General features: G+C 40.2%; 16 protein-coding genes. All 16 read left to right on the top strand.

What is annotated here, in order from left to right:
- The first annotated feature begins 367 nt into the window (after nt 1-367).
- The 16 genes from htpX (at nt 368) to LMH66_RS02105 (ending at nt 19490) form a co-directional block, all read left to right on the top strand.
- The gene (gene htpX, locus LMH66_RS02180) at nt 368-1231 is read left to right on the top strand and encodes a protease HtpX (protein WP_102529271.1); all 864 of its coding nucleotides are present in this window, start codon (nt 368-370) and stop codon (nt 1229-1231) included.
- A gap of 285 nt (nt 1232-1516) precedes the next feature.
- Nucleotides 1517-1852 carry a tetraheme c-type cytochrome CctA gene (gene cctA, locus LMH66_RS02175; protein WP_102529272.1) on the top strand — a complete coding sequence of 112 codons (336 nt, stop codon included), beginning with the start codon at nt 1517-1519 and terminating at the stop codon, nt 1850-1852.
- A gap of 387 nt (nt 1853-2239) precedes the next feature.
- Nucleotides 2240-5089: a nitrate reductase gene (locus LMH66_RS02170; protein WP_229368232.1), complete on the top strand. Its 2850-nt coding sequence runs from the start codon at nt 2240-2242 to the stop codon at nt 5087-5089.
- Entirely contained in the window at nt 5089-5979 is an 891-nt protein-coding gene (gene cobA, locus LMH66_RS02165) for a uroporphyrinogen-III C-methyltransferase (protein WP_229368230.1), read from the top strand. Before LMH66_RS02170 ends, cobA begins: the two co-directional genes overlap by 1 nt.
- The gene (locus tag LMH66_RS02160) at nt 5972-7162 is read left to right on the top strand and encodes a glycosyl transferase (RefSeq protein WP_229368227.1); all 1191 of its coding nucleotides are present in this window, start codon (nt 5972-5974) and stop codon (nt 7160-7162) included. Before cobA ends, LMH66_RS02160 begins: the two co-directional genes overlap by 8 nt.
- 59 nt (nt 7163-7221) lie before the next feature.
- Complete coding sequence (locus tag LMH66_RS02155; RefSeq protein ID WP_229368224.1) at nt 7222-7851, top strand: ANTAR domain-containing response regulator; 630 nt, start codon at nt 7222-7224, stop codon at nt 7849-7851.
- A gap of 322 nt (nt 7852-8173) precedes the next feature.
- The gene (gene nirB, locus LMH66_RS02150; RefSeq protein ID WP_229368221.1) at nt 8174-10828 is read left to right on the top strand and encodes a nitrite reductase large subunit NirB; all 2655 of its coding nucleotides are present in this window, start codon (nt 8174-8176) and stop codon (nt 10826-10828) included.
- Nucleotides 10825-11151, top strand: coding sequence for a nitrite reductase small subunit NirD (gene nirD / locus LMH66_RS02145; RefSeq protein WP_102529278.1), 327 nt, complete (start codon nt 10825-10827; stop codon nt 11149-11151). The genes nirB and nirD overlap by 4 nt, the downstream gene beginning before the upstream one ends.
- Before the next feature lie 11 nt (nt 11152-11162).
- A complete protein-coding gene (locus LMH66_RS02140; protein ID WP_102529279.1) occupies nt 11163-12629 on the top strand; it encodes a NarK family nitrate/nitrite MFS transporter in 1467 nt (488 codons plus the stop codon).
- Nucleotides 12630-12744: 115 nt separating this feature from the next.
- A complete protein-coding gene (locus tag LMH66_RS02135; RefSeq protein WP_229368218.1) occupies nt 12745-14601 on the top strand; it encodes a bifunctional protein-serine/threonine kinase/phosphatase in 1857 nt (618 codons plus the stop codon).
- A gap of 280 nt (nt 14602-14881) precedes the next feature.
- Entirely contained in the window at nt 14882-15430 is a 549-nt protein-coding gene (locus LMH66_RS02130; protein WP_229368216.1) for a hypothetical protein, read from the top strand.
- A 26-nt stretch (nt 15431-15456) separates the two neighbouring features.
- Complete coding sequence (locus LMH66_RS02125; protein ID WP_229368213.1) at nt 15457-16773, top strand: hypothetical protein; 1317 nt, start codon at nt 15457-15459, stop codon at nt 16771-16773.
- 223 nt (nt 16774-16996) lie between these two features.
- Complete coding sequence (locus tag LMH66_RS02120; RefSeq protein ID WP_229368210.1) at nt 16997-17629, top strand: LuxR C-terminal-related transcriptional regulator; 633 nt, start codon at nt 16997-16999, stop codon at nt 17627-17629.
- Entirely contained in the window at nt 17626-18216 is a 591-nt protein-coding gene (locus LMH66_RS02115; RefSeq protein ID WP_229368208.1) for a curli production assembly/transport protein CsgE, read from the top strand. Before LMH66_RS02120 ends, LMH66_RS02115 begins: the two co-directional genes overlap by 4 nt.
- A 13-nt stretch (nt 18217-18229) precedes the next feature.
- The gene (locus tag LMH66_RS02110) at nt 18230-18637 is read left to right on the top strand and encodes a curli assembly protein CsgF (protein WP_102529283.1); all 408 of its coding nucleotides are present in this window, start codon (nt 18230-18232) and stop codon (nt 18635-18637) included.
- A 1-nt stretch (nt 18638) separates the two neighbouring features.
- Nucleotides 18639-19490: a CsgG/HfaB family protein gene (locus tag LMH66_RS02105; protein ID WP_102529284.1), complete on the top strand. Its 852-nt coding sequence runs from the start codon at nt 18639-18641 to the stop codon at nt 19488-19490.
- Nucleotides 19491-19628 lie beyond the last annotated feature (138 nt).

Here is a 19628-nt window from a genome sequence, read left to right as displayed (position 1 = left end):
TTAACTTTTTATTCTTGTATATATCGATATTAACAAAGATTAATCGCTTTCCATAACTTAACTAATGACTTAGGTGTAATTTTAAGATTAGATTAATGCTAGCTACCTAGACTCTGCGGCAAACAAGCGACACATTCAGGTTAGGTAAGGTTTGCTGTGATATTTTTCTATATCGTCGTTAATTAATTTTCAATTTTTAACTTCCTGCCCTTGAAAAACGATTTTTAGGACATATTATGTCATTAAGTGTTCATCAATTGTTTGAATAAGAAATTCGAAAGAGTGTAAACAGTACCGCGATTAACGCGAACTGATTGGTTCAAGCTATTTAAGTGTAAAGTGGCATTTGTGCCAGATAGGAGTTGTAATGTTACGTATTATGTTATTGATTGGAACTAACTTAGCAATCTTGCTAGTGGCTTCAATTGTTATGTCTCTACTTGGTGTCAGTACTTCAAGTATGAGCGGTTTATTAATTTTTGCTGCGATGTTCGGTTTTGGCGGCGCATTCATCAGTTTAGCTATTTCAAAATGGATGGCTAAAAAGACCATGGGTTGTGAAGTCATTACTTCGCCACGTGATAACACTGAGCGCTGGTTGGTTGAGACTGTTGCTCGTCAAGCAGAGCAAGCTGGCATCAAAATGCCTGAAGTGGCGATTTACCAGTCACAGGAAATGAATGCTTTTGCTACTGGCCCGAGTAAAGACAATGCATTAGTCGCGGTAAGTTCAGGCTTACTTTACGGTATGTCTCAAGATGAGATCGAAGGTGTACTTGCTCATGAAGTTAGCCACGTAGCTAACGGTGACATGGTGACACTGACGCTAATTCAAGGTGTTGTGAACACGTTTGTTATTTTTGCTGCCCGTGTGGTTGCTGGCATTGTGAATAATGTTGTTGCTAATAACAGTGAAGATGGTGAAGGCCTAGGCATGTTTGCTTATATGGCCGTTGTATTCGTCATGGACATGTTATTTGGTATTTTAGCATCAATGATCGTGGCTTACTTCTCACGTATTCGTGAATTTAAGGCAGATGAAGGCGCTGCAAAACTAGCTGGTAAGCATAAAATGATTGCTGCATTAGAGCGTTTAAAAACAGGCCCAGAAGCAGGCGCTATGCCAGCACAAATGTCAGCCTTAGGTATTAATGGTAAACGTTCAATGGCTGAGTTCCTAATGAGCCATCCGCCATTAGATAAGCGTATTAGCGCGCTTAAAAACAGTTAATATCTTAATATATCAAAAAAAGGAGCCTGAAGGCTCCTTTTTTATTGCTTTCAATTTGCGCTTGAACGAGTAGAATAATGACCACTTTAATCTTGCGGATACATAAAGTAACGCATATTAAAGGGTTGAGCTGGTTGTTAGGTTTAAGTGGTTGCGCTTGCTGTTGCTAAATCAACCAGTGTTAGCTAAGTTTATAATGAGCAAATAAATGTCGTGCTGATAACCGATATCGAAAAAGTGACTTGATGATTACTTTCTCGATTATCACAAATGGAGGGTACTATAGTGAGCAATAAAATTCTTGTCGCATTGTTTGCAGCAGCTCTTGCTGTATTAACATTGTCATCGAATGCTTTTGCTGCTGATGAAAATCTAGCAGATTTCCACGCCGAAATGGGTGGATGTGAAAGCTGTCATGCTGACGGCGAACCATCAGCTGATGGTGAGTATGAGTTTGAACAATGCCAAAGCTGTCACGGAACACTTGCTGAAATGGATGATAATCACGCACCACATGATGGAATGTTAATGTGTGCCGATTGTCACGCACCTCATGACATGAATGTTGGTGATGTGCCAACATGTGACAGTTGTCATGATGATGGACGTTCTGCTCAGTAAATGAGATGAATCGACTGCTATTTTACATCGGAAACACATATTGCTTATATAAGAGCGCTTGTACAGAACGATGCGAGATAGTGTAAAAAACGCCACAGATGTTGGCGTTTTTTTATGCCTATTAATCTTAAGCTGGTTATTGTGATGAGGTTTTTTGCTCTAGATATGACTAATGCTATGAATTTAACTACCCCTAAAGAGGTATTTAAATTCATTTATTTTCAATAGCTTGCGCAGGTTTGGTGCAAAATAATGCACTTGAGTTGCACACTTCTCGGTACTTCCTAGATTTCCTTTTGTTAAACCACTGTTAAATCATAACCTTAGTAATTGGCACAACTTTTGCGATGTTATTGACATAAAATTTTGTCAGTAAAGGGAAGTTGCATGTCTAATATCCAATCGAGTTGTGCTTATTGTGGAGTAGGCTGTGGCGTTACTGTTTCTTTAAATACAGGCTCGTATAAAACGGGTTTACCTGCTGCTGAGGCGCAAAAATCTGTTGATGAACTATTTGGCGATCAAGCTCACCCTGCCAATAAAGGTCAGCTTTGTGCTAAAGGCGAACGCCTTCTTGAAAGCTTGGTTCAACCTAATACCTTACGTTACCCAAAACTTAAATCGGGTAAACCGACTTCCTGGGATTCAGCGTTAAGCACAATTGCTGAAACATTTACGCAAACCATTGCTGAGCATGGACCTGATTCGGTTGCATTTTATCTGTCAGGACAACTACTCACTGAAGATTATTATGTTGCCAATAAACTCGCTAAAGGATTTATTGGAACTGCAAACGTGGATACTAACTCCCGTTTATGTATGTCTTCTGCAGTGAGTGGCCACATGCGTGCATTTGGCGAAGATGTTGTGCCAGGGTGTTATGAAGATTTTGAATTAGCCGATGTGATTGTGTTAGTTGGCGCTAATAGTGCGTGGACTCATCCTGTATTATTTCAACGCATGATAAAAGCCCGCGAACAGCGGGGCACTAAAATTGTGGTTATCGATCCCGCGAAAACAGCCACCTCTAGTCAAGCTGATTTACATCTCCAAATTACGCCAGGTGTAGACTACAAATTGTTCAATGGTTTATTGCAATTTATCGCGGATAACGATGCGACAGATTCAAATTATGTCGAAGCCCACACACAAGGGTTTGATGAGCTTCTTGCGCACTTGTCAAAAGACAAACTCAGTTATGACATTGACAGTCTCGCTACAGAGTTAGGCCTTACAAGTAGCGAGCTTATTTATTTTTACCAACTCTTTATTGGTAGCGATAAAGTGATGACAGCGAGCTGTCAGGGAGTTAACCAAACACTTTCAGGAACAGATACCACCAATGCGATGATTAACTGTCATTTGGCATTAGGTCATATTGGCCAGCCTGGTAGTGGTTTCTTTTCGCTCACAGGTCAACCTAATGCAATGGGCGGACGTGAGGTTGGCGGGTTAGCCACACAACTTGCTTGTCATATGGGCTTTTCAGATCCAGAACGTGAATTACTCGCAGACTTTTGGCAGGTAAATAATACCAAAAGTGTGATTGCAACAGAAAAGGGCTTAACCGCTGTTGAACTTTTTGATGCGATGACAGAGGGTAAAATTAAAGCGGTATGGGTTATGGGAACAAACCCATTAGTATCTTTACCTAATACTGCAAAAATCAAACAAGCTTTTGATACTTGTCCTTTTGTGGTGGTGTCTGACATTACGCAAGATGCAGCAACGGCTAAGGAAGCTGATATTTTACTTCCTGCGTTAGGTTGGTCAGAAAAATGTGGCACAGTCACCAATAGTGAACGAATGATTACTCGTCAGCGCGGCTTTATTCCAGCTAAAGGAGAAGCCAAAGCAGATTGGTGGGCATTGGCTGAAGTCGGTAAATTAATGGGTTTTGAAAGCGCATTTGAATTTAGCAATAGTGCTGCTGTATTTAAAGAATTTGCGCAATTATCAAAAACAGTCAAAGCTCGCTTTCCTGAAAAACAATTTGATTTAACAGGCATGAGCGAATTAACCGATGCACAGTATGATGCATTATTGCCAACCCAATGGCCTATATCAACGCCATCACAGCTTGGGCAATCCAATCAAAGGGTCTTTCAAACTGGGACATTTTCAACCGCCAGCAATAAAGCACAATTTATCGCTACCAATGACAATCAATCTACAGAAATAGTCAGTAAACATCAGGTTAAGCTGAATAGTGGTCGTAGCCGTGACCAATGGCATACCATGACTCGTACGGGGCATATAGCCAGTTTACGTGCTAGCATTCCTGAGCCATTTATTGCAATACATCCAGTTAAACTTCAAGAGCTTAACTTATCTGAAGGTGACTTAATCAACTTTAATGACAGCAATAAACATGCTTCAGCAAGGGTGATAACTGATGATAACCAAGCACCTGAAATTGCCTTTATGCCAATGCATTGGTCTTCACAGTTTTCAATTGGCCTAGGCGTGAATCAAGCATTATCCAGTGCTTACGATCCTGTTTCAAAGCAACCCGCATTTAAATGTCAAACCGTCTCTATATCAAAAGTTGAAACAGCTTTACAGGGGGTTATTTTGGGTGAGCATGACCCAGCGTTTAAAGGTGCATGTTGGAATGTTCAGCATACGCTTTCAACTGGGGAGTGTTACCACATTGCGTTTGCTGATGCTGAACAAGGTTTTGCATTCCAATCAACTGCTTATTCACTAAAGTGGACGGTTAGCTTAATTAGCCAGCAACTTATTCATGTTCAATGCAACATCAATAAAGGCCTGCTGGTATCACTTAAATTATTAAGTAAAACCCAAGTTGAGGTGGCATTAGAACCCTTGCATTTGTTAATTGGCAAAGAAGTGGATACAGGATTAATGCAGCAGTTACATCAGTTAATTAGAGCAGGTAACAGCCCATTAATTTGCGCTTGTACAGGTGTAACTGAAGCAAAGATTCAAGATGCAATGCTGCAAAAGCTCGACAATATGGTGTTCAGTAAACGCAGCTCAGAAGTTAATGCAGCGATTAACCAAGATGATTTTGATACGGCGCTTAATGAGACTCAATCTGCACTTGGCTGCGGTAAGCAGTGCGGAAGTTGCCACAGTGAAGTTGTGCAATGTGCCAGTGATATTTGGTTGATTGGCCTTGAAGATATGGGTTTAGAAACTGCAGCGCTGAGCAATCAAGATACTGACGGCAAACAAAAGCAACGTAAATCAACACAAGAGGAGGTGGCGTGATGAGCCATTCATTTAATCAGTTAGTGAACTTTAACCAGGCTATCACTTCTGTTAACGAATCGAGTGCTAACACCTTAGGCGCTGGCGAAGTCGAAATTGTAGGCGCAGGCTGTGGTCAGTTAGATCTCATGACCATTAAAGCCGCGCGTATTGTATCGCAAGCTGAAGCTTTGGTTTATGACAGCTTAGTCAGTAGCGATATCCTTTCTTTAGTGTCACCAGATTGTCAACGTCACTTTGTTGGAAAGCGTTGTGGCCAACCTAGCTACAAGCAGGATGATATTAATGCCTTACTTGCAAAACTTGCGTTGCAAGGATTAAAAGTTGTGCGTTTAAAAGGTGGCGACCCACACATTTTTGGCCGCGGCGCTGAAGAGTCGTTATATCTTGCTAAAAAAAGCATTGTCAGTCGATTCACTCCAGGGGTGACAGCGGCTTTAGGTTGCGCATCAACAACTGGCATACCATTAACCTATCGAGGTACTGCACGCTCGGTTACTTTGGTGACAGGAACTCGCTTTATCAGTGAAGGCAATCATCAAGCCCCCACACAATGGAAAGCATTACTTGCTGCGGAATCGACCCTCGTATTTTATATGGGAAAAGAGCAAGCTACTGCAATTTCACAAGGCTTAATGGCCGTCGATGCACCAGCTGAATTACCTGTTGCGTTTGTTACCAATGGTGGCAGACCCAATCAGTTAGTCACGTTTGCAACCGTGAGTAATATGGCTGACAAAGCCAGTTTAATTAAAGACAGTGGCCCGACGTTAATTATTATTGGTGAAGTGGTTGCAGTAGGGCAAGAGCTGACTGAGTTACTTAATAATATTGATCGCAGTGCAGATGCATTTGGCCGTTATGACATGGCAGAGGTTGTTAATGGTTGAACAACACACACAGGCAATGCTCGAATCTGAAGATTTTGACCATCGTAAATTAGTTAAAACATTGGGTAAAGGCATCAAAGGTAGTCGCAGCTTAAATTTTGCTGAAGCTTCTCATCTGATAACCGCATTTGCTAAAGGCGATGTTTCAAACAGTCAAATGGCTTCAGCGATGATGTTAATGCGGGTTCGTGGTGAATCAATCGAAGAATTAGCAGGTGTCGCTGCCGGACTTAAAAAGTTAGTTCCCGCAGAATGGCAATCGATTAAGGCCGATATTGACTGGCCCGTTTATGCAGGTAAGAGAGAGCAATTACCTTGGTTATTGTTAGCGGCTAAAACCTTAGCCAAAAATGGTCAAACCATTATTTTACACGGTGATAGTCAATCATTGCCTCACCGACGACATGTTGAAGGATTTATTTCTGCATTAGATATCCCGCGTTGTTTTACCGCCGAACAAGCTAAAGTTAATCTTGCTAGTTCAGGGATCATATACGTTAACTCCGCAGATATTGTTCCGGTATTAAATGATTGTCGCCGTTTGCATCAAGAATTAGGTTTACGCAGCTTGATCCAGATGTCAGTGCGCTGCATCAATCCAACTAATTCGCCGTTCAGTTTACGCAGTTATTTTCATCCAGGTTTAGATAAACAGCACCAACAAGTAGCATCATTATTGGCTGAATATCACTTGCCTAGCGCAGTAGGTAAACCACCGAGCATTGCGATTTTTAAAGGCTTGCAGGGTGAGACCGAAATAAATCCTCGAGTAGCGACTCAAGTGAGCATGCTTCGTTTTAGTGCTAAAGGTTCAACATTCTTACCTCAAAGCACTCAGTTTGAATTACCCACTCAACTCGAAGCTTTTGTTGGTGCAAAAGTCGGTCAGTCTGATTTACCTGCTTACTTACTTGCACAACTATGGCGCGGTTCTGACATTGAAGAAACTGATTTGACTGACTTACAGTTACAGCAAGCAATCAGCAGTATAACTGCAACTATGGCATTGGTTTATGTCTTATTGTCGCCTTCATTAACTATTGATAAATCGATAAAAAGAGCGAACAAAGATTGGCTGCTTCGTAACAATAGTAACTCTTTGAAAAATACATTCAGTCAGCCCGATGAAATGTTTATGTTCTCGTTCAATGCTAATGCAAATTTTTGTGAACAAAGAACATGAAGCAACTGAACTTAACGTTATCAAATTTGTTGTTTAACCAGAAAGTTAGGAGCTAGCCCATGGTTAATTTAGTTTATCGTGATCCTTCGTTTAAAAACGAAGATTTGTTTATTGATTGCATGTCTGAACTGAGCAGTGAAGAGCCTTGTATCGAGATGACATCATTGAGTCAATTAGAGCGCCAAGCCTTGAAAGGTAATGGTTTATGTTTGGTTTTTTTCACTGAGGCATTACAACCATTACAGCAAGTATTTATTGAACGATTACTGGCAAGTACTGCGTTGCCGATCATTGTCAATGCATACTCTTGGGATGAAACGCATCTAGAGAATTTACTGAAATGTGGTCGAGTCACTTTTGTGCCAGAAAAAATGACCCCAAAGCGATTAAACTCTTTAGTTGGCCTCGCGAAAATTCGTTTTAACAGTGCCTCTAATATGCTGGAGAAAGTCAAACTGCTTGACGCGCAATGCACTGGATTAAAGCAATTATCTAAAGCAAAGTCACTTTTACAAACACAAGGGCTTTCTGAGTCTCAAGCACATGAATTAATTCAGAAACAGGCAATGAGTAAAAGCATCAGTTTGGCTGACATGGCACAACAAGTCATTATTGCAGCGCAACAACTTGAGGCAAAGAAAATGCATCAATTTGGTGCGAATGCTCCTGCGGTGAACAAAGAAGCGTAAAGTTATTAACAGGAAACTTTAATTTTTCACATAAAATCATAAGCTTAAGTTAATTTATTGATTGGCATAGTCAATGCAATAGTCAATGCAATAGTTAGGTAAAGCATAAAGTGTTAAGCGTAATCATTAATTTAATCATGATGAGTGTTACCGCAGGCAATGGCGTCTGAGTAACTCGAACTTGAATTCGTTATCATCATGCATGTTATTTAGTTTATATTTTTAAAATTTAAAATTTGAATCTTAGGCAAAGGCGCCATCTCTGTTTATTCAGAGAGTGGCGCCTTTTTGTTTTTAATTCAAAATAAAAAAGGAGCCTACGATGGCTGATTCAACAGGAACGTCGAATTCAACGAAACTGACAAGTGTAAAACCAAAACTTGTTGTGATCGGAAATGGCATGGTCGGGCACCATTTTATTGAGCAGTTATGCACTCAAGGCTTACAAAATCAATTTGATATTGAAGTTTTTGGTGAAGAGCCTCGTCCAGCATATGACCGTGTGCAGTTATCTAAGTATTTTGAAACCGGCAGCGCTGATGAGCTGATGTTGACAAGTGCGCAAGATTATCAAGATTGGGGCGTAAAATTACACCTCGAAACCCTTATTACAGCACTTGATACAGCAAATAAAACCCTTACTACTGAAGATGGCGTAACAAGCACTTATGACAGCTTAGTGTTGGCAACGGGTTCATATCCTTTTGTACCACCGATTAACGGTAATGATCGTGAACGCTGTGTGGTTTATCGTACAATTGAAGATTTACAAGATATTGAAGCCGCAGCCAGCCAGTCTAAAGTGGGTGTGGTTGTAGGTGGTGGCTTATTAGGGTTAGAAGCCGCAAATGCCCTTATGGCATTGGGTGTGACCACTCATGTTGTTGAGTTTGCACCGCAATTAATGCCTGTACAGTTAAATGACAAAGCTGGCGATTTACTGAAAAGCAAAATTAATGAGCTGGGTGTTTCTGTTCATACTTCAAAAGCGACGACGGCGATTGTTGATGGCGAGTCAGCCATGCACCGTATGACATTTAATGATGACACTTTCCTGGAAACCGACATGATTGTGTTTTCAGCCGGTATTCGCCCCCAGGATGCATTAGCGCGTTCAAGTGGTTTAGCCATGGGCGAGCGCGGCGGTATTACCATTGATGATAACTGCTTAACTTCTGCACCAGACGTATACGCCATTGGCGAATGTGCATTATGGCAGAATCGTATTTTTGGCCTAGTTGCACCAGGTTATCAAATGGCGCGTGTTGCAGCGTCACATATCGCAGCCAGTGCTAATGAGGTAGATTCAAAGACGACATTTACTGGCGCAGACATGAGCACCAAGCTTAAATTACTGGGTGTGGATGTTGCTGCAATTGGTGAAAGTCGCGGCTTTGAAAATGCGCAGTTTGTTGAGCTTTCTGATAACCAATCAGGGATTTATAAAAAGCTGTGGCTAGACGAAACTGGCAAGTATTTGAAAGGTGCTGTGCTTGTTGGTGACAACAGCGATTATAACCGCCTATTAGATTGTTACCTTTCACAAGATGAAATTGAAGGTAATGCGGTTGAATTACTGATGACAGGTGATGAATCTGCTGTTGAATTAAAAGACACATCAATCATTTGTTCTTGTCATCAAGTGACTAAAGCTGACATTGTTAATTCAGTGAAAGAAGGCAATCACACCATTGCTGAAATTAAATCTTGTACACGTGCAGCGTCAGGTTGTGGTGGTTGTTCAGCGCTAGTAAAACAAGTGATGGATCAAGCATTAATTGCTGAGGGCGTGGAATGTAACACCGGTATTTGTGAACATTTTGAGCATGATAGACAGTCGCTTTATCATTTATGTCAGGTAGAGAATATTATTGACTTTGATACCTTAATTACCAAGCACGGTAAAAAATCCCCAACAGGTCAGCAAACTACTTTTGGTTGCGACCTTTGTAAGCCTGCTGCCGCTTCAATCTTTGCTTCATTACAAAACAAATATGTATTAAACCAAGAAAGCAGTCATGTGCAGCTTCAAGACACTAATGATGCCTATTTAGGTAACTTACAAAAAGACGGCACATACTCCGTTGTGCCACGTGTCGCGGGCGGTGAAATCACGCCAGATGGCTTGATTGCTATTGGCGCTGTTGCAAAAGAATTTGACTTATATACTAAGATTACTGGCGGTCAACGTATTGATATGTTTGGCGCAAAATTGTCAGACTTGCCGATTATTTGGCATAAACTCATTGATGCAGGATTTGAGACAGGTCATGCCTACGGTAAATCATTGCGAACGGTTAAATCTTGTGTGGGAAGCACATGGTGTCGCTATGGCGTTCAAGATTCAGTTGGTACTGCGATTGATTTAGAGAATCGTTATAAAGGCCTGCGTAGTCCTCATAAGATTAAGTTTGCTGTTTCGGGTTGTACTCGTGAATGTGCCGAAGCACAGAGTAAAGATATCGGTGTGATTGCAACAGATAAAGGCTGGAACTTGTATGTAGCGGGTAACGGCGGAATGCGCCCGCGCCATGGTGATTTATTTGCTACAGATTTAGATACCGAAACCTTAGTTAAATACATTGATCGAGTTTTAATGTTCTATATTAAAACGGCAGACAAGCTTCAACGTACGTCTGTTTGGATGGAGTCGTTAGAAGGTGGTCTTGAATACCTGCAGTCAGTCGTAATTGAAGATAGCCTAGGCATTGCTGCAGAACTTGATGCACAAATGAATAATGTTGCTGATACCTACCAGTGTGAATGGAAGACCAGTCTTGAAAAGCCAGAATTTTTATCTCGCTTTAATGAGTTCGTAAACCCTGATGCTAAACCTGATGGTGAAACACACTTATATGAACGAGTTCGTGATCAACGTTTCCCGTTAAGCCCTGAATCTTCAGGTGCCGGAAATATTGCGATTAAAGACATCACCACTGAACAAAACGAGCAAGCGGTAGCGGAGGAATTAGTATGAGTTGGGTAAACGTGTGTAATGAGTCTACTTTGCCTCAAGGAACCGGTGTTGCAGCTTGGGTTGCAGGAAAAGCTGTCGCAATATTTGATTTAGGTCAACATGGTTTATATGCCATTGATAATGTTGACCCTGCTACTGGCGTGAGCTTATTAGCGAGAGGATTAATTTGTGATATGGAAGGGGTGTTATGTGTCGCATCACCGCTTTATAAACAACATTACAGCCTTGAAACGGGTATTTGTATCGAAGATGAAGCGTTAGTGGCTTCTCCCTATGAAATTAAAAAAGAAGCTGGCCAAGTTCTGATCTTGGCTAAGTCATAAGGGGCCTTTATATGAGTGCTGAAAAATTTAACTTATTTTCGTTTTCGGGCAAGATGAAAACGCTGCATTTAAGCTGGATGGCTTTTTTTATCACCTTTGTAGTTTGGTTTAATGCTGCACCTTTACTCAGTGTGATTGCAGATACCTTAGGTCTGACTACATCACAAATAAAGACCCTGCTGATTTTAAACGTGGCGTTAACGATTCCAGCTCGAATTATCATTGGTATGGTGACGGATAAATATGGCCCTAGGCTCACTTACTCAGTGTTAATGGGTGTGTGTTCGATACCGTGTTTTATGTTTGCTGTAGCAGATACCTTTGAGCAGTTAGCTTTAGCGCGTTTTTTAATTGGTTTTATTGGTGCGGGCTTTGTGATTGGGATCCGTATCGTTAGTGAATGGTTCCCAGCGAAAGAGCTTGGCACTGCTGAAGGAATTTACGGTGGTTGGGGTAATTTTGGTAGTGCAGCAGCTGCATTTACTTTACCTGCTATCGCCATATTTTTTGGTGGTGAAGATGGTTGGCGCTATGCCATTGGCCTAACAGGCTTGATGAGTTTAGTGTTTGCTTTCGTTTATTATTTTAATGTCACCGATACACCCAAAGGTTCGACTTATTTTAAGCCTAAAAAAGCGGGTGGCTTGGAAGTCACCAGTAAAGGTGATTTTGCTTTACTGATCTTCATGAAAATCCCTATGTATGCAACCCTTGCGTTACTTGCTTGGAAGCTTTCTCCTGCTGGCGTCAGTATGCTAGATGAGCAAACCACTAACATTATTTATGCTGCGTTGGTAGGAGTATTCTTTGTCGATTTGTATCAGACTTATCAGGTTAACAAGGATATTTTTGTTAAAGAAGTGCCTGAATTTGAGCGTTATCCATTTAAGCAAGTGGCGGTGTTAAATGTGTTGTACTTCACCACATTTGGCTCTGAATTGGCAGTGGTGTCTATGTTGCCGTTATTTTTTGCGGAAACATTTGGTTTGGGTATGGCACAAGCAGGTATGGTCGCTTCAAGCTATGCCTTTATGAACTTAATGTCTCGTCCTGGCGGTGGTTGGTTAAGTGATAAGTTTGGCCGAAAGAATACCTTATTAATTTTAACTGCGGGTTTAGCGGTAGGTTATTTTGCCGTCGGGCAAATTGATGGCACTTGGTCATTACCAGTTGCAATTGTGGTAGTTATGGCTTGTTCTTTCTTTGTACAAGGTGGCGAAGGTGCGGTATTTGCTGCAGTTCCTTTGATTAAGCGTCGTTTAACTGGCCAGATTGCGGGTATGACAGGCGCATATGGTAATGTTGGTGCAGTATTCTTTCTGACTGTTTATTCGATGGTGCCCACATCAACCTTTTTCTATGTGATTGCTGTGAGTGCCGTACTTGGGTTTATCACTTTATTCTTTATGGCAGAACCTAAAGGTCATATGACAGAAGTTAATGAAAAAGGTGAGGTGACATTAATCAGTGTTAACTAAAACGCTAGGTTAATCATCATAAAGCATTGAACCGGCCCTAGTGTTTAAGCTTTTATACCAACAGCTAACACCGTATTGTATTCACTTTACGGTGTTAGACTTTTAAAGGATTGAGATGCAATTGAATCTTAAACAAAATGTAGAGTCTGAAACTGATGCTATGACAAAACATGAGACTAGCCGTTCTAAAATCACATCTAAGTCGATTCAAACTAGCCCAGAAAAACAAGAACAATTACCCATCTCTGGCGCATTAGCAGTGTTTGCTGGACAAGTGTCGAGCAAAGGCCGTAAACCAGAAAACGAAGATGCAATTGGGATTAAAATACCTACGGGTTTGACCTTAACGACAAAAGGAATTGTGAGTGTCATCAGCGATGGAGTGAGTGCGGCTGAAGGTGGTGCCAAGGCATCCGCTATTAGTGTGTCTAACTTTATCGCTGATTACTATTCAACACCTGAGTCTTGGAGCGTATTGACTTCCAGTACCCGTGTTTTAACAGCATTAAATCGCTGGCTTTATGGGTTAGGTCAAGACTATCGTGATGCGCGTAAAGGTTACGTTTGTACCTTCAGCGCATTAGTATTTAAATCTTGCTCGGCGCACATGTTACATGCTGGTGATTCAAGAATTTATCGTTTTCGCCAAGGTCAACTTGTTAAACTTAGCCGTGATCATAGTACTTCTGTTAATGAATTTACCAGTTACTTAACCCGTGCGTTAGGGATGGATGTCAATTTAGAGGTGGATTACAAACAATTTAATATTGAACTTGATGACATATATTTGCTAACCACGGATGGAATTCATGATGTGGTGACCGATCATGAATTATTGAAAAGTTTAGTAAAATTTCAACAGAGTAGCCCTTTATTAACAGATGATGCCTGTGAAACCTTTTGTCAAAACCTAGTCGATAAAGCTTATGAGTTGGACAGTGGCGATAATTTAAGTGCACAACTTATCAGCATAAAACAATTGCCCACCCAAGCTATCGATGATGTATACCAAAAACTGTCTAGTCGTCCATTTCCGCCACCCATGGAGGTTGGCATGAAGCTGGATGATTATGAAGTCACTAAGGTGCTTCATCAAAGTCAGCGAAGCCAGGTGTATATTGTACAAAATAAGCTGGGCGAAGAACGCTGCATGAAAACCCCATCGGTTAATTATATTGATGATGCTGCTTATATTGAGCGTTTTATGCTTGAAAGTTGGATTGGTCACCGAATAAGTAGTCAACATGTGGTGAAAGTCGTCGATCACCACCTGAATAAGTCAGCGTTATATTATCTTACTGAATACTTACAAGGGTTAAGCCTCGCCGATTGGATGGTGCAGCATCAACGTGGCCCAGTTGAAGATGTGCTGCAGTTATTAAAACAAATTGAAACTGGCATTCGTGCGTTTCACCGTAAAGAAACCCTTCATCAAGATTTGAAACCTGACAATATCTTTATCACTCGTGAAGGTGTGGTTAAAATTATTGATTTTGGCGCCTGCCATATAAAAGGTATAGCTGAAATTAATACACCACTTAAACGCGATCAAATTCTTGGCACCGCAGATTATACCTCGCCTGAAGTGATCTTAGGTTATCAATCAGATGGTAGGGCAGACTTATTTTCATTTGCAGTCATAGCTTATGAAATGCTGGCGGGTGAACCACCTTTTAAAGGTCAATTAGCCAAGTGTCATAGTCGAAATGATTTTGTTAAATTATGCTATGTGCCTGTGTATAAAACCAACCCTATGGTGCCAGAGTGGATGGATAAAGCATTAGAAAAGGCTTTATCAGTTGAGCCATCATTACGTTTTGTTGACACCAATGAGTTCATTCACGCCTTAACTACGCCCAGTCAAACCGACTCTAAAACCTTCATTCCTTTTATTCAAAGAAACCCAATTAAGTTCTGGCAAAGTACGTGCGCAACTCTGCTTATATGGGTTATGTACTTACTGCTAAGCTGACTTATTTGAATGCAATAGAGTTTGATAAAGTTTGATGCTTCTTGCCGTCTATAGTTTCTTCCTCATTCTTTCGTAATATCCCATTTAAGTAATTCAATCTTTTTTGCCTTTAATAACAGCTTGTTATCTCTGTTAGTGCTATTTGTCAGTCTAGTACTAAAGTGGGGGTTGAGAATTTTTTTAACCTATTGGTATAGCTCCCTTTAATACTCGGGGCGGATTTAAAAGTTCAAATATCAAGTCATAATTGATATACATCGAAAACAAGGAGGCAGGAAGCATGACCTTGAATAAGTGTTCAATCTGCAATGGATATAATGCGAATTTTCGTATGTTTCAAATAGCCGTATTAAGTGCTATAGGATTGTGCTTATCATTTCCGAGTTTTGCAGGTCAAGATATCAGTGAGATTGATGAATTGTCCCATGGGTTTAACGAGGCAACAATTACGCAGTTTGGTTGGTCTAATGACTTGATTGTAAGTCAGTCTGGGCAAGGTAATGTGGCAAACGTGAATCAATTTGGTCAAAGCAACTTTCTTAATGTACAACAACAAGGGCAAGAAAATAGCGCAGAAGTAATACAAAATGGTGCTTATTTAGAATTACAAATAATGCAAATAGGGACAAATAATACAGCGTTTGTTGGGCAAGGTGGGGTTGGTTCTTCTATCGATTTATATCAAGAAGGAGATTACAACAATGCTGAAATAACCCAAGCTGGTTTCTATAACAATATTGAGATCAACCAATTAGGCTCAAATCACGATATAACGTTTCATCAGGTGGGTGCTTTTAAGAATTACCAAGTAACCCAAGGAAATCTTTAATTTAATTCAGTAAAGGGAAAGACGACATGAAATATTCAAAATTAGCAATACTTGTTTCAGCAGCGGTTTTAGCATCTTCTGTTAATGCATCTAGCGATGACAATGAAGCATGGGTTGAGCAGATGGGGACGAACCAGTCTGCAACTGTAACGCAAGTCGTAAATAGCATAGATAATGATGCGACGATTATGCAGTACGGCTCTGACAGTGTTGCAAGTATTGAACAAGCTGATACCACTAATTCACATGCTTTTATTACCCAAGATGGTTCTGAAAATATAGGTAGTGTTTATCAGCATGACGCAACAGATTCTGCAACAGCGACAATTACGTCAGTTGGTGCTGGTAACTTAGCAACAGTTGAACAAAGATTTAATAACGGCCTTGATGCTGCAGCCACTGTTACTCAAATGGGTGATAACAACTGGGGTCGTATTATTCAAGATAGTGGTGATACAGCTAATTCAACAATTAATCAATATGGTAATGATGATTATGCAGCTGCAGTAAATACTCAATCAGATAATGCTGCGGCAACGATTAATCAATATGGTGGCGGTTCTGGCTTTAATAGAGCTGCGATTGTTCAAGTTGTTTCTAATGCTGCTGTCGGTACTGTTAATCAAACTGGCTCAGGTAATGATGCATTAATAGGGCAACGAACTGACAACCATTTGTTAGGTGCAGGTAGTGATGATACTTCTGCAGTCATTACTCAAACAGGTAACGATAACATTGCAGCGACTGCTCAAGAATTCTCTATCTCAAATATGGCTACCGTTGTTCAAACTGGTAATGCGAACACCGCAGTTACTGCACAATTAGGTGATAATAATGAAGCTTCTGTAACTCAAAATGAAGATTCTAATGAGGCAGGGGTAGCACAATCAGGGACTGATAATACAGCTACCGTGGTACAAACTTCTACACCTGGCGGTTTAGGTAACATGGCTTCTTCGCAACAGTTTGGTGCTGGTGACCATGCAACATTAACCCAAACAGGTGATTTAAATACCGCTGAAAACGAACAGTACGGTGCAGGCGATATGGTTAACGTTACTCAAGCTGGTAATGAGAACTATTCATTCACTTTGACTGATGATTTAGGTTCTACAGTTGATTTAGTTCAGACTGGTGATTTAAATGAATCATATGCTGGTGCAATAATGGGTGACTCTAACACTGTTTCAGTTATTCAAACAGGTGAAGGCAATCTTTCATTCGCTGGTGGTTACATGAGTTCAGGTAGTACTGTATCGGTAACTCAAATAGGTAATGGTAACAGTTCATTTGCAGTAACCTCAGGTGCGGGTAACAACATTACGGTTAACCAAGGCATGTAATATCGTAATACTTTCGTCTATTGGAGTAAGTAAAAACACCCGTTAGGCTAATAGTTATTACATATCTACCTTGATAATATTTAACAAGAGCTAGTACGTTGTTAAGTGCTAGCTCTTTGCTTTACAAGTTAATGTTATCTGTACTTTGATTGTCAGATTACCTTGTAAATGATTTATCAATACATGTTCAATTTAATCATCTAGTCACAATGGAGTGTAATTAATGTTTAAAGTTGTCAATTGGATGATAGTTTCTCGTTCTCAGTTATTAGTTGATTTATTAGACTGTCGTTGGCCGCAAGAGTTTCTTGTGAAGTTAGCTAAAGCCACCCCAGCAACAATGAGTTCGCAACTGTCATCTCATCAAAATTCTCTAGTCGTATTTGATTTAGCAACAATTGACTTACAGCAGGTCTATCAATTACAAAAATTGATAGAAAGGGAACATTATGCTGTAAAAACTGCTTTTTTAAACTTTCCTAAGCAAGTCGATGCAAAATTTCTAATTCATCCTGCTACAACTGCCGGTGTTTTTTACTGTGATGCAGAATTAAGTCAAGTTAGTAGTGGATTAAATGAAATATTGAAAGGAAGAAGTATTATTCCGAATGATTTACATAAATCATTATTGAGTGATATTGCTGATGATGAGAGTGAGCACTTGACGATTAGAGAAAGAGAAGTGCTACAAGCTTTACTATCAGGTAGCACAAACTTGGATATTGCTAACCAACTGTTTGTCAGTGAAAGTACCATTAAAACACATTTATATCGTGCTTTTAGAAAAATAGGTGTTTCAAGTCGAGGCCAGGCAATTGCATGGGCACAAACTCATATGCATGAGGTTAGAGTATGAAAAACATCAATTTGGTGTTTTTAACGCTATTAATTTCAGGCAACGTATTTGCTGAAAACTCTTCTGTATCTCAATCTGTGGATACAGTAGAGACCATCAATAAAGTACCAAATGAAGTGATTGATCAAACACAGGCTCAACGTCAAGAAGATGCTAAAGAGCCTGTAACCTCTGCAACAGATAAAAATATACAAAAAGAAATTAAAGTAAAACCTCAAGATACGAGTGATTCTATTCCTAAAGATGAAACTGACTTAATCGATGGACTCATTCTAAATCGTGCAATGACACGTCTTGGGCATCGTTTTTATCGTCAGTTTGTCGGGGCTTATAGAGATATTGGCGGAATAACGAAACATTCAGGCATTACTATTATCGAACAAGCTACTGCCAGAAGCGGTAGTAAAATGTTGATTCAACAGAATCGAAAAACTATTTTCGTCACCTTTGTTTCCCCAATCAGTAGAAACTTGGATGATCAAGCCAATTATGCTGCGAAAAGAGTTAACACAGTGATTAAACAGGAAAATGAACGGGCGCTTTTGGGAGCTTTTTTAGACCCAGACTTAGCTCCCGATGAAATATAGGCAGGGACCGCACATGAAAAAAATATTATTTACCTCCGCGGCGTTAGTTTTTTCGGCAAATATTAGCGCCACTCAGTTAGTTTATACTCCGGTTAATCCCGCTTTTGGTGGTAGCTACTTAAATGGTCAGTATTTATTAAATAATGCACTTGCTCAAAATGATCATGAGCCTGAATCTTCAGGTGGAACGGGATATGTCGCGCCAACAGCTTTGGAACGTTTAGCAAGTTCGTTAGAATCTAGGTTAATGTCTCAACTCTTTAATGATGCAGCTAATGGTAATGAAGGTTATCTTAAAACCGATGATTTCGAAATTAACGTTGTTAATGAAGATGGAACGTTACTCGTACATATTACAGATCTACTAACGGGTGAAACGACGATAATCGAAGTCGGTGGCCTAGTGTCTACAGGAGGATAAAATGAATAAGATTTTAGTCAGTTTATTTCTTCTTTCGTTAACAGCATGTTCTTCTGTTGATGATGAGTTTGCAGACATAGACGCAACATCGAGTTTAATGCCAAAAGGTGAGACTTACTACGATTTGGTCAGCTTGCCTTTTCCTCAAGGTGCCATGATTGCTGCAGTTTATGACTTTAGAGATCAAACAGGTCAATATAAACCAATCCCGTCTAGTAACTTTTCAACAGCGGTGCCGCAATCTGGAACTGCATTTTTAGCGCAATCATTGAATGATTCTGCATGGTTTATACCTGTTGAGCGAGAAGGGCTGCAAAACTTATTAACCGAGCGTAAAATTTTACGTGCTGGCTTAAATGGCAATAAAAATAAACTGCCTCAATTAAACAGCGCCCAAGTATTGATGGAAGGCGGTATTGTTGCTTATGACACTAACATCAAAACAGGTGGTGCTGGCGCGCGATATTTAGGTATTGGTGCTTCTGGTCAGTATCGTGTGGATAGTATTACTGTAAACCTACGTGCGGTTGATATTCGAACTGGTCGCCTTTTAAGTAGTGTTACTACAACTAAATCGGTAATTTCAAAAGAAATCACCGCTGGTGTATTTAAGTTTATTGACGCTCAAGATTTACTTGAAGCTGAAGTCGGTTACACCTCAAATGAACCTGTAAGCCTTTGTGTTGTGTCAGCGATTGAAAGTGCTGTAGTACATTTAATTGCAGATGGTATTTGGAAAGGTGCTTGGAACTTAGGTGATTCTGTCACAGGTCTGCAAAATGAAACTTTACAAAAGTATTGGTTAGAAGCACACAGTGAAGCCAGAGTGAGTGCAAGAATTAAGCGCGGCTAACACACGTTAAAACTCCATTATTTACAGCAATAAAAAAGGTGCCTAAATGGCACCTTTTTTATTGCTGTAAATAATTGAATATGTCTTATATCCAGAAATAAAAGCATATTCAATTTTTATTTGATATTTAGGTAATGC

Source organism: Shewanella sp. 10N.7, assembly GCF_020806285.1.
In the GTDB taxonomy this organism is placed as follows: Bacteria; Pseudomonadota; Gammaproteobacteria; order Enterobacterales; family Shewanellaceae; genus Shewanella; species Shewanella electrodiphila.
Note: the sequence above shows the minus strand (reverse complement) of the source record. Positions and strands in the feature narration are given on the sequence as shown.